General features: G+C 26.3%; 13 protein-coding genes and 1 other RNA gene. 12 read left to right on the top strand and 2 right to left on the bottom strand.

What is annotated here, in order from left to right:
• Window positions 1-16: 16 nt before the first annotated feature.
• The 11 genes from OF364_RS03090 to rpsD all read left to right on the top strand — a co-directional run bounded on the left by OF364_RS03090 (window position 17) and on the right by rpsD (window position 13,241).
• Entirely contained in the window at window positions 17-94 is a 78-nt protein-coding gene (locus tag OF364_RS03090) for an IS3 family transposase (RefSeq protein WP_373422514.1), read from the top strand.
• A 134-nt stretch (window positions 95-228) separates the two neighbouring features.
• Window positions 229-981: a hypothetical protein gene (locus OF364_RS02770; RefSeq protein WP_263774108.1), complete on the top strand. Its 753-nt coding sequence runs from the start codon at window positions 229-231 to the stop codon at window positions 979-981.
• Window positions 981-1,877 carry an HAD-IIB family hydrolase gene (locus OF364_RS02775; RefSeq protein ID WP_263774109.1) on the top strand — a complete coding sequence of 299 codons (897 nt, stop codon included), beginning with the start codon at window positions 981-983 and terminating at the stop codon, window positions 1,875-1,877. The genes OF364_RS02770 and OF364_RS02775 overlap by 1 nt, the downstream gene beginning before the upstream one ends.
• Window position 1,878: 1 nt before the next feature.
• Complete coding sequence (locus OF364_RS02780) at window positions 1,879-3,165, top strand: hypothetical protein (protein WP_205851503.1); 1,287 nt, start codon at window positions 1,879-1,881, stop codon at window positions 3,163-3,165.
• Between the two features lie 3 nt (window positions 3,166-3,168).
• Entirely contained in the window at window positions 3,169-4,296 is a 1,128-nt protein-coding gene (locus tag OF364_RS02785) for a HipA domain-containing protein (protein ID WP_263774111.1), read from the top strand.
• Window positions 4,297-4,396: 100 nt separating this feature from the next.
• Entirely contained in the window at window positions 4,397-7,225 is a 2,829-nt protein-coding gene (gene uvrA / locus OF364_RS02790; RefSeq protein ID WP_263774112.1) for an excinuclease ABC subunit UvrA, read from the top strand.
• Window positions 7,226-7,307: 82 nt separating this feature from the next.
• Complete coding sequence (gene lgt, locus OF364_RS02795; protein ID WP_205851525.1) at window positions 7,308-8,264, top strand: prolipoprotein diacylglyceryl transferase; 957 nt, start codon at window positions 7,308-7,310, stop codon at window positions 8,262-8,264.
• A 54-nt stretch (window positions 8,265-8,318) separates the two neighbouring features.
• Window positions 8,319-9,236 carry an NAD(P)/FAD-dependent oxidoreductase gene (locus OF364_RS02800; RefSeq protein ID WP_205851524.1) on the top strand — a complete coding sequence of 306 codons (918 nt, stop codon included), beginning with the start codon at window positions 8,319-8,321 and terminating at the stop codon, window positions 9,234-9,236.
• A 2-nt stretch (window positions 9,237-9,238) separates the two neighbouring features.
• Complete coding sequence (locus tag OF364_RS02805) at window positions 9,239-10,822, top strand: hypothetical protein (protein WP_263774113.1); 1,584 nt, start codon at window positions 9,239-9,241, stop codon at window positions 10,820-10,822.
• Window positions 10,823-10,828: 6 nt separating this feature from the next.
• Window positions 10,829-12,394 (top strand): hypothetical protein, encoded by a 1,566-nt coding sequence (locus tag OF364_RS02810; protein ID WP_205851522.1) that lies wholly within the window; start codon window positions 10,829-10,831, stop codon window positions 12,392-12,394.
• A gap of 244 nt (window positions 12,395-12,638) precedes the next feature.
• Window positions 12,639-13,241, top strand: coding sequence for a 30S ribosomal protein S4 (rpsD, locus tag OF364_RS02815; RefSeq protein WP_205851521.1), 603 nt, complete (start codon window positions 12,639-12,641; stop codon window positions 13,239-13,241).
• A gap of 61 nt (window positions 13,242-13,302) precedes the next feature.
• On the opposite strand, the gene OF364_RS02820 is transcribed toward rpsD, so the two are convergent.
• Window positions 13,303-13,923 (bottom strand): hypothetical protein, encoded by a 621-nt coding sequence (locus OF364_RS02820; RefSeq protein ID WP_263774114.1) that lies wholly within the window; start codon window positions 13,921-13,923, stop codon window positions 13,303-13,305.
• A 19-nt stretch (window positions 13,924-13,942) separates the two neighbouring features.
• Window positions 13,943-14,038: signal recognition particle sRNA small type (ffs, locus tag OF364_RS02825), an RNA gene on the bottom strand.
• Window positions 14,039-14,262: 224 nt separating this feature from the next.
• Between ffs and OF364_RS02830 the strand changes: the two genes are divergently transcribed.
• On the top strand, window positions 14,263-15,632 hold a 1,370-nt coding region (locus tag OF364_RS02830; RefSeq protein WP_263774115.1), incomplete at its 3' end, for a hypothetical protein.

Below are 15,632 nucleotides of genomic sequence, written 5' to 3' on the forward strand. Positions count from 1 at the left end.
GCTAATTACTGACTTTATAAATTACTATAATAATATTAGAATACAAATTAAACTAAAAAACCTCTCTCCGTGTCATTACATGAGAAAGGTTTAATTGATTTGTCCACTAATAGGGGACATGTTTAATGTTTAATGGCTTATTTTTTTGTTTTTTAAATCCAAATTGGTTAAAGTTTTCTTATCTTTGGTAATTTAGTTATATATTATTATAAAATTAAATATACTATTATGGCAAACAAGGTTACTAAATTACTTAAAATTAGTTCAATTACATCAGCACCATTGCTTTTAAGTCCAGTGGTTGTTGTTTCATGTGCAAAAAAGACCTTGAAATCAGACAATAAATCGGCCGAGTTTAAAGACATTAAAAAAGATGTCGATAATTTAAAATGAGAAGATTTTCTTTTATCTAAAAAAATTAAAGAATTAAACAAAAATTATAAAGATTATACATATGAAACGTTCTTTGAATTTGGCAAAGACGATAGTTTGAAATCATTAAATGAAATAGAATTAAATGATCAAACAGGAAATCTCAGTTCTAAGGAAGCTAAAGCGATTGATGTTGATAGTTTAAAAAAAGATTATATATCACATGAAGTGCTTAATAAAATTGATAAGTATAATGAAAATCAACCTGAGGATAAAAAAATTATATTAATATTAAGGTCTCAAAAACTGCCACGACCAGAATCAGCTATACTAGTTTGAATTTGATTAACTGAAAAACAATATTTATCCAAAGCTTCGCAAATTACTGATTTGCAAAAATATTCAGAAAGAAAAATTCCATTGTATGGTCATTGGTTTTATAATGAAGAATATGACAAAACAAAAAAGAGCACTAATGCTTGAAGAATTGTGAGTTATGTAGTTCCTGCAATAGCAATCACCTGACTTTTATTATATGTTTTGATAATGTATCTAATTAAAAGAAAAAAGAAAGCTAATTTGAATACTAAAAGGAGGAACTATAAATAATGTATAAATTAACCAATAACAAAAAACCTGTCATTTATTCAGATGTGGATGGAACTATTTATAGAAATTTCAATTTATTAGAAGAAACTTGCAAGGATATTAATTTTGCTATAGAAAATGGAGCTGACTTTAATATTTGCACAGGAAATCCTGTCCAGGAACGAATGTTAAAATTGGCTTCTAAAATTAATGCAAGATATTTAATTTGTTCATCAGGAGCTGAAATTTATGATGTTCAAAACCAAAAAATAATTAAAACATGGACAATAGATTTTTCAATTCTGGATGAATTAATTAAAATAGCAAGCAAGAATCAATTTCAAATGATTTTTTGAGATGAAAATAATTATTTTTATTTAAAAGAGCTGCCTGAATTTAATCAAGAAATTTTTCAATATCATTTTATATCACAAGATAATATTAAAAAAATTCCACAGAAATGAAATGGACAAAAAATTAATCCAATTAAAATAGAAATATATTCAATTGATTATCCACTATCAACTACATATCCACAAAAAATGTATGAATATATAAAACACATAGACAATATTGAAGCCATTGTTACATATTGTAATATTGAAATTAATGCTAAAGACATAAACAAAGGTAGTGCAGTACGTTGAATGACTGAGAATGTTTATAAAAATGATGAAGTCAAATTAGATGAAGTTATGACAATAGGAGATAGTAATAATGACTTACCTATGTTAAAATTAACTAATTACTCATATGCAATGGCAAATTCAACAAAACTACCATTACAAACAGCAAAGCTATTTACTAGCGATGTTGTTCAAAATGGTCTAGGTGAAGCAATATTAGATTACTTATATCGCCTAAAAAATATCGCAAGAAAACATATGTTTCATGATTTCTTAAAGGGAGGAAAATAATATGGTAATTACCAGATTAGGAAAAAATTATGAATTTGAAATATCATCAGTTAATTATTTAATTAATCCGATTGATAATGAAAAAATGGAAACACTAAGAATACTGAAAGAAAATAAAAAACTAGTTTTATATCTTAGTGACAATTTAACATTTAATGAACTAACATCACTCATTTTAGAAAGTTTTGGATTTTTTGAAATTACACAAATTCCATGAGTAACATTCAATGATAACAACATTGCATGTCGCGATTGAATTGATAAAGAAAAAACAACTATAAATATTGATAGTCCATTGTATCCTTATTTAAATCCAAGAACGAAAGTGGCAAATGAATTTATTATCTCTTCTATTCAAAGAGATTTTTCAATTGTATCTTTTAAAGTAGTAATAAAACAAATCACTGATCCAGCTTTAGTGGCAACCACCAAACCAGTAAGTATTCAAAAATATCGTAGCAGACAAAAAGCTGCACTTAAGAATTTTGAAACTAATTGAGTAAGAATAATGGATTATGATATTGCTCTTAGTGTGCAAGAATTAGGTCTAAAATTAGCTAAAAAATTTGATAAAGCACTATTTGAAGTAATGACAACTAAAAGAAAACCAATAGATATTGATACTAACCAAATGGATATTGATGCACTTTGTTCTTTTATATTGAATAGAGTAGACTTAAGAACTATCCCACTAGAAACAAACCTTTTTGAAAATAGAAAACACATTGAACAACTTCAAACAGTATGATATAGAATTTATGATTCAAAAATAAATTTAGGCTTAGTTCCTGATGATGAAAATGTAGATTATGATCCTCATGAAGACTATGTTTATACAAGAGATGAAATGGAAGAAAAAAAATCAGCTAGTAAAGAAGTAGCTGATATGGATAAAAATGAAGAAACATTTAATGCAGAATCAATTATAAAAAATAATCCTGATCTTGAAAAACTATTTTCAGGCGATTACGAAGAATTTAATAATGCATACAAAAACCAGTTTAAAAATATAGAACAATTACAAAAAAGATTTGTAGATGAACTTCTAAAAGCTTCAAAAGGTCAAAAATTAACTATTGACCAAATGAAAAATTTAATGAAGGTATATTTAGAATCAGGATTTGAAGATGAATCTAAACAATTTGGCATTTCACCTGAGGACACTGAACAAGTACTTTCTTCAGTATATAGCATTCTAGAAAAAGAACTAGAAGCAGCTTTTGATGATAAAAATGATGATGAAAAATCAGATAAAGATAATAATGAAGATTCTGGAGAAATTAATTAATAAATGCAAAAATTTATTCTTAAACTAAAAGATAAAAATGTCCTCAGTTTAGATTGAAATGAAGAAAATTACTTATTTGAAAATATTGTTTTTGAAAAAGAATTTGAATTTTTAAAATCTAATACGGCTTTTGATTCATTACATTTTAATGGAATTCTTTTTTCAGAAAACATTTTACCTAAGCAAAGATTAATTAAAATTGAAAATAACGAAGAACCACTAAGCTTTTATTTAAATGATTATGGTCTAAATTTAAATAATGGCTTTTGAATAGTTCCATATGAAAAAAAAGACTTAAAATGAGCAGACAAAAACTATTTTGCAAATTTTAATTTAAATTTTGAAGAAGGATTAGAAAAAAAATATTCGAGCCCCTCACCAAATATATATACAGTTGGCGATATGGAAAAATTTTGATTTGCCGAAGATAATCAAACATATTTAGCTAAGTGTAATTCATATATGTATAATAAAATTTCAATTAATGATGTCCAAAGTGAATATTTAGCTTACCAGGTTGCCAGTTTATTATTTGGAAAAGAAAACTTTAGAACGCTTGAATATAAGGTTATGAAATATGAAAAAAAGTGATATTCAGTTTCTAAAAACTTCGTTAATGAAAATATATCTTTTATTCCAATTTCTTGATTGATAAATTATAATGAAACAAGCAAGAGCAATATTCTTAAAACTGTAAAAAATATATACGGCCAAGAAGAATTAGAAGACTTAATGGTTTTTGATGCCATTATCTTGAATATCGATAGACACCTTGGCAATATTGGAATTTTAGTTGAAAATGAAAACCTTAAAAAAATTTCAAATGCTCCAATTTTTGATAATGGAAGATCATTAGTGTTTGATTATCCATTATACAAAAGCACCGAAGCAATGGTTTATTTAAATAATTATTTAAACATTAAGCCCAAATTTTATGATAGTTTTTGAGAACAATTTTTAGATAATGTTAGCTTTAGACATGTTGAGTGATTAAATAGACTAAAAAACTTTAAATTCGAAAACGATTCTCAAAGTAAAATTGATTCAAAATATATTAATAAAATGCAAGAAATATTTAATAATCAACTTAAAGTTTTTGAATCAGCCTTAAAAGAAAAAAACTTATTATAATTTCAAATTATAAATACCTTTAGAACAATACATTTTTGTATTCTGAAGATATTTTGTTTTGGAATTATATTTTTTTATATTTTCAATATAATATTAAAATATGAAAGAAAACATTGTTATAAAAGGTGCTCGAGAAAATAATTTAAAGAACATCAATTTAGAAATTCCTAGAAATAAATTTGTGGTTTTTACAGGTCTATCAGGTTCAGGAAAAAGTTCAATAGCCTTTAGTACTATTTATGAAGAGGGCCGAAGAAGATATGTTGATAGTTTATCTAACTATGCAAAACAGTTTTTAGGTGGAACAAAAAAACCTGATGTTGATAGCATAGAAGGTCTAAGTCCCGCTATTTCTATTGAACAAAAAACAGTTCATAATAATCCCCGAAGTATTGTGGGAACAGTTACTGAAATTTATGATTATTTAAGATTATTATATGCAAGAATTGGAAAGCCATATTGTCCTAACCATAATAAAGAAATCACAGCTCAAAAAAGCCGTGATATTATTAATTATGTTTTGGAACAAGAGCTGGGCTCAACAATCTATATTTTAGCTCCTATTGTAATTAATCAAAAGGGTTCGCATGCTACAACGTTGGCGAGACTTAAAAAAGACAATTTTTTACGTGTTAAAATCAATGATGAAATTTTTGAACTAAAAAATGATATTCAATTGGACAAAAATAAAAAATGAAACATAGATTTAGTTATTCACCGTTTTAGTTTGAATAATGCTGAACAAAAAAAATCAGACATAGCGGAAGCTATTGAGATTGCTTTAGAACAATCAAACGGGCTAGTTACAATAGAAGTATTAGATAAGTATAAAAATACATATTCAATTAACCACAGCTGTGAGCATGGCGATTTTAATATGCCAAAAATTGAACCTCGTTTATTTTCATTTAATTCACCCAATGGTATGTGTTTAACATGTAAGGGATTAGGTCAATTACAAAAAGCATCTTGAAATTTAATTTGTCCTGATGATAATTTAACTCTTAATGAAGGTGCTATCTTATTCTATAAAAATTTTATGTACACAAAAAATTTAGAATGACAGGAATTCGAAAAGCTACTTAATTTTTATGATATTGATCGTGATACACCAATGAAGGATTTGAGCAAATTTGATCTTGATATAATAAAATACGGCTCAGACCAAGATATAACCTATACTTTGGTTTCTGAAAGTGGAAATAGATTTGAACGTTCTAGACATATTGAAGGTGTATGTGAAAAAATTGAAAGAAAATATTTTGATACTTCCTCAAATGAAAATAGATTATATTTGTCAAAATATTTAGTTGATACACAATGTCCAGATTGTAATGGCAAAAGACTAAATAAATATGCTTTAGCAACTAAAATTGAAAACTTAGACATATATGAAATGTGCAATAAATCAATTGATGAACTAAAAGAAATTTTAGAAAGCATTAAGATGTCAGATATTGAAAAAGAAATTAGCAACCTGATATTAATTGAACTAAACCATAGAATTGATTTTTTAATAAATGTAGGTTTGCAATATCTAACTTTAAATCGAAAAGCTGAGACACTTTCAGGTGGAGAAGCTCAAAGAATAAGACTTGCAACTCAAATAGGAGCAAACCTCACAGGAGTCCTTTATGTATTAGATGAACCATCAATTGGTCTTCATCAAAAAGATAATGAAAAACTTCTTAATTCATTAAGAAAAATGGTTGATATAGGCAATTCGCTAATTGTTGTTGAACATGATGAAGATACAATAAAACAAGCTGATTTCATTGTTGATATTGGACCAAAAGCCGGAGAACATGGTGGTGAAATTGTAGCTGCTGGTTCTTTGAAAAAAATAATGGAAAATCCCAATAGTATTACAGGCCAATATTTAGCTCAAAACCTAAAGATTTCTGTGCCAAAATCTAGAAGATCTGGTTCAGGAAAAGTTTTAAGTATTAAGAATGCTACTTCTAATAATTTGAAGAAAATTACAGCTAAATTTCCATTAGGTAAATTTATCGCTGTGACAGGTGTTTCAGGTTCTGGTAAATCTTCTCTTATTAACCATGAATTAGCTTATTATTTAAATCAATTTTTAAACAATACTAAATATGATGTAAGAGATGAAAAGAAAATCACAGGCCAATTAAACATCGACAAATTAATTCGGATTGATCAAAGTGCCATTGGTAGAACGCCAAGGTCTAATCCGGCTACATATACAAGTGTTTTTGATGACATTCGTGATATTTTTGCTTTAACTGAAGAAGCTAAAATACGTGGTTTTAGTAGGTCAAGATTTTCATTTAATGTTCCAGGTGGAAGATGTGATAAATGTCAAGGTGATGGAGTACTAAGAATTGAAATGCACTTTTTACCAGATGTTTATGTAACCTGTGACCATTGCGATGGGCACCGTTATAATCTTGAAACTTTAGAAGTTAAATATCATGGTAAAAATATTAGTGATGTTTTAAATATGACAATTGACCAAGCTTATGTATTTTTTATTCAGAGATCTAAAATTAGAGAAAAACTTCAAACTCTAATTGATGTAGGTCTAGGATATATTAAATTAGGTCAAAATGCTACAACATTATCAGGTGGAGAAGCTCAAAGAGTTAAATTGGCTACTTATTTACAAAAGAAACCTACTGGTAAATCACTATACATATTAGATGAGCCAACTACAGGGCTTCATTCATATGATGTTCAAAACCTTTTAAATGTCTTAAATCGCATTGTTGATAATGGAGACACAGTTATTGTTATAGAACATAATTTAGATGTAATTAAGTGTGCGGATTACATTATTGATCTAGGACCTGAAGGCGGAAAATTCGGCGGAGAGATAGTTGCAACAGGCACACCAGAGCAAGTTGCTGAAATAAAAAACTCTTATACCGGCCAATACCTTAAGAAAATTCTTGGCATTTAATTAATTAATTAAGTTTTTAAAATATAATATAACTATTAAATTTTTAATTATTTTTATAATTAACAACAATAAGGGGGTGTGAATGCAACCAAAAGATTGAGCTAATGTTAGTCTTAGAGTAGGTCCTTTTTATGTATATTCTTTGACTATGATGCTTGGAATGCTTGCCTCAATTTTAACTGTTTTATATTTTTGAAGAAGAGAAAAATATTCATTTGAACAATTATCTATAATGGTTTTTATTGCTTTGCCAACTGCAATAATAGGTGCAAGATTTGTATTTGTTATTCAACAATTAATTGAACATAAAGGTTGAGTTAATGGACCATGATATAAAATGTTTTTCATTTGAGAAGGTGGTTTATCAATTCATGGTGGAGTAATCACATCAACAATATGTTGTATTCTATATATTGTATTTTCAAAAAATCAAAAGAAAATTGATTTAAAGAAAGCTTTTTCAATTATATTGCCAGCCGTTTTAATAGGTCAAGCAATAGGACGTTGAGGAAACTTTGCTAACCATGAAGTTTATGGTCAAATAATGTCAGAAAGTTCATTGGCATTTAGAATATTAACTCCAACAATTAGACAACATATGTTTATTGGAGGACATTATCGTCTACCATTATTCTTATATGAATCAATTGCAAACTTAGTTGGATATCTAATATTAGTATGAATTTTAAACTACTATAATTGACTAAGACCTGGTACAACTGGTGCTTTATACATAGTTTACTATGGTATAGTTCGTTTTGGTATGGAACCATTACGTCAAGAAAGCTACAATATCTATAAAGTAATATCAGCACTATACATTGTTGTTGGATTAGTTTTATTAGTAATGTTTGAATTTGTAATTAAACTAAAATACAATGTTTACAAAGTTTATAGATTCCAAAAAGAATGAACACACAAACTATTTTATTTTATAGTTTATGAACCAAAAGATAATAGAAAATTGCTTGTTAGCAAAAAACTAAATAGATTGGCTGAAACAAATGTTGACCAATTAAATGCAAATGTTAGCGCATAATTGGCGCTAACGTTTTTAATTTCACAAACAATAAATTAAAGGAGAAAATTAGATATGAATAATAAATATGATGTTTTAATAATTGGAGCTGGTCCAGCAGGTTTAACGGCAGCTTTATATTTAGCTAGAAATAATCATAATGTAGCTTTTATTGAAAGCTATGCTCCTGGAGGAAAAATGGTTTTACAATCAAAGATTGAAAACTATCCAGGTTTTAATTATATAAATGGCATAGATTTATCTTTAAAAATGCTAAATCAAGCAACTCATAATGGTGCAAAGCAAATTATGGGTAATGTAGTAAGCATTCAAGGCATAAGTGAAACAGAAAAGAAAGTAATTTTAAATAATGGTAAAGAATATTTTGCTAAAGCTTTAATTATTGCTACCGGAATGAAAAATTTAGTGCCAAGTGATGTAGAAAATATAGAAAAATTTAATAATAAAGGCGTTTCATATTGTGTAGTATGTGATGGTGCTTTATTTAAAAATCAACCTTGCGCTATTATTGGAGGGGGTAACTCAGCTTTTGAAGAGGCTAATTATTTATCTTCGTTGGCTTCTGAGGTGCATATATTTGTTAGAGACGGAATACGTGCTGAAGCAAAACTTGTAGAAGACGTAAAAAATAATAAAAACATTTTTGTTCATGAAAATTCCACAATAAAAACTATTAATGGCAATGAAAAAGTTGAAAGCATTATTGCTAACATTAATGGCAAAATAACTGAAATGAATATAAAAGGCATTTTTCCTTATATTGGCTATAAACCTGCTACCGCTTTTATTGAAAATAAAAGCATACTTGATTCAAAAGGTTTTATTGTTGTGGACAAGAATATGGAAACTAGAGAAAAGAATATTTTTGCTATTGGAGATGTAGTTGCTAAGGATATTAGACAAATTACAACTGCAACCGGAGATGGAACTATTGCTGCCAAAGCAATATCTTCTCGCCTAAATATTAAATAAAAATGAAAAAGATTAACCTGTTAAGCCTTGCAATTGGTTTAGTACCCTTATCTGCTTCACTTTCCGCATGCCAGGTAGCAGAACAGGAAGAAATAAGTGTTTTAATACCTTATTATCAAGGTACAAAAGATAACAAATTTGAAACATTTTTACAAATTATAAATAAATTTAATTCAGAATACTCATCTGAAATTAAACAAAATAAAATAATATTGAGAAATTCATTTTCACCTAGACAAATAAATTATAAATTATCGTTAGAACTTATGGCTAATGATAAAAACCTTCCTTCTATTGTTGTTTCTTATCCTTCAGTTGTGCCTTTAATTAATAAATATAATAGATTAGTGGATTTAAGTAATATAGCAGCTAATACTTCATTACCTAAACACATTTTAGACTACAACAACCGCCTTGGCATTGCTAATGAAAATAAGATATATAATTTACCTTTAGGTTTAAGTTCTCAGATTTTAATTATTAATAAAAAAATATTAGCTGATTATTTATTTTCTTTATATGTTTTTGCAAAGAATAATAATATTCAAAACAAACACATTTTAAATATGACACAAGATGCATATATAAAATCAATAATTACAAGTTATTATGATTTAAATTTATTAGACAAAGCCTCAATAACAGACTTTAATATTGATACATTAAGACAGTGAGATTTAGAGATTAATGAAGAACTATTTGACAATCAAAAAGATTTTGAAAAACTTTGTGAACTCATTAATAAATCCCTTAAAACAAGAGGTTTTGATATTCTATTTCTTAAACATATTGAGAATTATATTTTTGAAACCATATTCAAAAAAAATAATTCAGATTTTTCAAATTACTTTTTAAAGTATGATAGACAAAATAAATTGGAATATCAGAAAGTATTTAAGAAAAACACAGAAGAAAACATTGAATTTTCTAATGTAATAAAAGATTTATATAACAATTTAAAGCTTAAAAATTTCAATGTAGATTATGACAATAAAAACACTTCAATAACAAAATTAAAAAACCAATTATTTACAATAATTACTTCAAGAATATATGAGCATGAATCTGAATATTTTAAAGAAAATGAAAAAGATTTAATTATAAAAAGTACACCTCTTAAATATGACACTAATCAATTAAATAAATCATATTTCTTGCAAGGCCAATTTCTTAGTGCTATATCATCTAATAAAAAATCAAAAAACATTATTGTAAAAAAATTTCTATCTTGACTGTATGACAATAAGAATATATATGATTGAAAACTAAACCAAAAAAATATAAAAGCTTCTCCGATTGAATTTCTTAATTTAAATTTAGGATATGTTTATCCTACTCAAAGTTTTATAAATATATATGATAATTATAAAAATAATGATAACAAAGCAAACAAAGTAATTTTAAATAATATAATTAATAAAGATTTAGTTCCGTTTTCAGATCCGGTAGATTGAAAAAGTGCTAGCTTTAGAAACATTTTAAAGAAAACCGTTTTTGATTCTTTAGTTTCTAGCGCCCAAAAAAATATGGATACAAAACAAGCAATAGATAATTTTATTGATTATCTATTAAAGCTTATTAAGTAGGTTTATATGAAAAAGAAACACCAAGTAAAATTATTTCCTGATTTTATGACTTTTTTAGATCAAAAAGAAAATATATCTTTTATATTAAAAGATAATAATATCATTGGTCAAATTGGTTCTGGATTTGATAAATTTAATGAAATAACAATTAAATTAATAATACAATCAATGCTAAATTTTTTAAAAGCAAAAAACCTAGAATTCTTTAAGTTTTTAATAGCTAATGATGGTTCAAACAAATTTATGCCATTGTTGGAAAATACCATGGTTGATGTAATTTGTTGCCAGCAAAACAAAGCTTATGTATTTGAAAAAAACACCCCAATTCATGAAGGTTTTTTAAAATACAGTCTCGATTTAGTAAAGGACTTTTCTTTTGCTATTTTTATAAAAAAATATGATAACAATAATTACGCGCTTAGTTTTTTTTCTAAAAGTGGGGAGCAATTACCAAATGAAATTTTAAAAAATGTAATGGAAATCTATAAAAAAATAAACATATCTGATGTAACAGAGTTTCATGATGACCCTGAAGAATTAGATTTTAAGAAAATGTTAAATGAATATAGTAATTATATATTGCAAAAGAATTTCACAAAGAATGCCAATCATGTTTTAAAAATAGGTATATTAAACACCAAACTTCAAAATACTTTTGTTAAAAAAATTCTTGGAAAAAATGATATTGCTTATACTGTTATTAAAAAACATTTAAAAGAAAATAGACCTCAAAAAATTAATTTTTCTATCGCTCATTTATCATCATTAAAAAATGTTGAATACATTTTAAAGTTTTCTTATGATTATAAAAAGTTATATACCTACAGACGTAACTTTAGTAAGAAATTGTCAATTGAATATGAATTATTAGATATAAGCGATTTAATTGTTAATTATTTATCTTTTTTAAACAGTTATTCTAAAACAAATGAAGATTTTGTAGAAATTAAAAAAATATATAGTTCAAGATTTGTTAAAAAAGAAAATATAGAGAGCATGGCCTCTCGTTATAAATTGGAATACAAAAGTAATTGAACTATTGATTACAAAAATATATATCAAAATACTGGTTTATTGTATTTTGATGAAGACTATAACGTTTTTTTAGCTTCTAATAAAAACTATGGTTATGATGGTTTTGTGTTACTGTCAATTCTAGTTGATATGTTTAATTACTACAAAACACAAGAAATGCGTTATGTAAACATTAGTGAACAAAACCTTGATTTATCAAGCAAAATAGATATTAATTATTTTGCTTATCCATGCGATGCTTCAAATATAATTGATTTTGAAACCAAACTTTTTATTCAAGATAGTATTGCGCAAATAAAATTTAGCTCTATTGAAGATATTAGAACTCAAATGAAAGGTAATTATAAATATATAGCTAAATTCAATTTTAAAGACCAAGAATGACTAGGTATTAAATATGATATTCATCAAAAAATGTTAATTTTTATAGTTCAAGAAACTAAATCAACTTCAGGCAACTTGGCTAAAAAAATTAAAAAATACATGGCTAAATTTACTAAAAAATATGCTTTACCTTTATTAAATATTGAAGCTTAGTTTTTGCCTTAGATTTCTCAGTTTAAGACTTATAACAAGGATATAAACCTGTAATGGGTTTATTTTTTTTAAATATTTTAAAATAAGTTATAATTCTAAAGCATTGACACAGCATAATAATATTATTTAAATGTTTTTTCTTTGCATTTAAATTTGAAAGTAAGCAAGCTGTAAGCCGAAATCATTAGAGAAAAAAATATAAGTAAGAATTATTAATTTGTCTTTGCATATTGAAAGGAAAAATATGTCAAGATTTTTGGGTTCTATTTTCAAAAAATCAAGAAGATATGGAACATCACTATTAGAAAATAACAAAGAATTTACAAAAGGTAAAAAAAGAACAACTCCTCCAGGACAACATGGAGCAAGAAGATCTAAACCTTCAGATTATCAACTACATATGTATGAAAAACAAAAAGTAAGATTTATGTATGGTCTAAATGAAAGACAATTCAAAAATCTTTTTAATGTAGCTGTTAGAAAAGAAGGAGTTACTGGTACTAATTTATTACAATTAGTTGAATCTAGATTAGATAACTTAGTATTTAGAGCAGGTTTCGCTCGTACAAGAGCACAAGCAAGACAATTTGTTAATCATAACCATGTGTTAGTTGATGGCCACAAGGCAAATATACCATCAATGTTAATTAAACCTGGTTCAGTTATTGAAATTAAAGCTTCATTGGAAAATAATGTCAATCTTAAAGATGCTTTAGAAGTTATGCAAACTGCTCAATGAATTTCACGCGACAAAAACAAAGCAACATTTACAAGATTACCTGAAAGAAATGAATTTGCTAAAGAAATTGATGAGTCATTAATTGTTGAATACTACAACAGACGTTAATATTAAAAAATGCACTTAGAACACGAGTATTTGTGTCGCTTGGTGCATTTTTAATATTCTTTTAATTAGCATTTTCAATATCATTTATTACTTTTTGAATATTTTCCATTAATACATTGTTAACAAAATAATGGACTTGAGAGTTTTTATCTAAAAAGGTTTCATTTGCTTTTTTTAGGTTTATCATCATGTTTTCATAAACCTTGGCAGTTGCTTCTAAATTATTTTTAATAAAAGGTGTAGTTATTAAATAATTAAGTTCTGCTTCTGCTACATAAGGGTCTATAAAAACATAATAAGGTTCAAAAGTACCATCAGTATTTTTATCGATAGTTATTAAAGAACCTTTTTCACCTTCTTTTTGGATAATAGCTTGCAAATTTTTTAGTTCTTTTAATTTGAATTCATTAAAATATTTAGAATTAATAATTTCTTGAACTAAGTCACTATCAGCTTCAAATTCTTCATTAAACACTTTATTTGAACTAATAAAAAATTCATTAGGTTCAATATATATTGTGCTGTTTTCTTTTATTTTTAAAAATTCATTTAGTTTGACCGAATTAAAAAATTCTTTATTTGATATTTTTTTATATACAACGAAATCACCAATATCAACCATTGGAATTATTTGAAAATCATTAATATTTTCAATTGGACTAAGTAGTTTTGTGCAAAGCATTTTTTAAAACCTCTTTAATAATAAATAAAAACCACAAGACACTGCACTTCTCGATATGGCTGCTATATCTCTATCCTGACCAGTTTACAAGGTTGCTGTTCTCATGGCTCTATTATTATACTTTATTTTAAAGTTATATTAATGATTTGGAGACATAAATCTAAATTTTAATTTTTTTTCAATATTAATGAAAATTCTTAATTTATTTTTAAAACATTCCCAAAAGTGCCCTAAAATCACCAAAAAACCTCTAAAAACACCAATATATATATATATATATATATATATGAAATTGGGTATAATTAGGCATTATTTTAAACACAACAAAAAAGAGGTTTTATGAATAACTCAATTAAGAAAAAGAAAACAGCTATTATTGTAGGAGCAACAGCCAGTGTGCTAGTTGTTTCGGCAGCTGTAGCTGGTATTATATATGCTAAGTATGGCAAAAAATCTAAACCTAGCATCTATAATAAAGACAAACCAGATGTTATTGTTGACATTAAAGATCACGAACGTGGAGAAGCTAGTACTTGAGATGCTAATGTTGATGAACAATACAAGAAACTTAGAGATTATATCCAAAAGTTAGTTAAAGCCCTAAAAACAGGTATTACTAACGTCAATAAGAATTTAAGTTTAGAAGATTTAGAAGATCAAATTAAAAAACTAGAAAAACACATTGCAATTGGTGAAGAGTTAGATCTGATTTTAGATAAAAGTATTAAGACTTTAAAAAGTGACACTAAAAAAGTTGAACTTCAAAAAGATAAAGATTTACTTAAAGGAACTGTTAAAGAAGCTAAAGATGCTTTAGCAGCTGCTAAAGAAAAGCAAAAAGATAAAATTAAAGATCTAGAAAAAATCAAAAAGGAAGCCAAAGCTTTAATTGAAAAAATTAATAAGGCAGTTGAAAAAGCTTCTAAAGCTAATACCAAAGCAGAATTTGAAAGTCTAATCAAAGAACTTAAATCATTAGTAGATATATCGCAAAAATTAGAACCAAAACTAAAAGATTTTGGTGCTTTTAGTGAAGCTAATGAACTAAAACAAGCTATTGATAAGGCAAATGAAACTATTAAAAAACTAGAAGATAAGCTTAAAGCTCAAACACTTGAACAAGAAAAAGAAGCTCTAAAAGAATTTGCTGATAGATTTAAACAACAAGTAGACACTTTAATTACAGAAACAGATGCTGCTGATTCTTTAGATGAACTTAAAAAAGCTCTTGAAGAAATTGAAAGTCTAGCTACACCAGGAAGAGAAAATTCAAAACGCGCAAATGAACTTAATTTGGATGACATTAAAAAATCTATTGATGAATCTTTAGCTAAATTAGAAGCGCAAAAAAATAAATTAGATGGTAAAAAACAAGTCAAAGAACTAGAAGCACAACAATTAGCTACAGAAGTAGAAGCCTTAATTAAAGAAATCAAGGAAGTAATTCAATTAGCTAATAAAGCTAATTCTTTAAGCAAGCTAACTTTAGCTAAAGCTAAGTTAGATGAAGTTTTAGCCAAAGCTGTTGAATTAGATAAAAAACTAGCTAAAGCTAAATTAGATGACCTAAAACTAAAATTAAAATTAGAAGTAAAAGAAGCTAAAAAAGTTTTAGAAGCTATAAGCCAAAAGCTACAAGAAGAACAAGATAGAGTTAAAGCTATTAAAGATGATTTAAGTTCAAAAACTGCTAGCCTTAATAAACTTGC

It is taken from the genome of Mycoplasma enhydrae, from assembly GCF_025779955.1.
In the GTDB taxonomy this organism is placed as follows: domain Bacteria; phylum Bacillota_I; class Bacilli_A; order Mycoplasmatales; family Metamycoplasmataceae; genus Metamycoplasma; species Metamycoplasma enhydrae.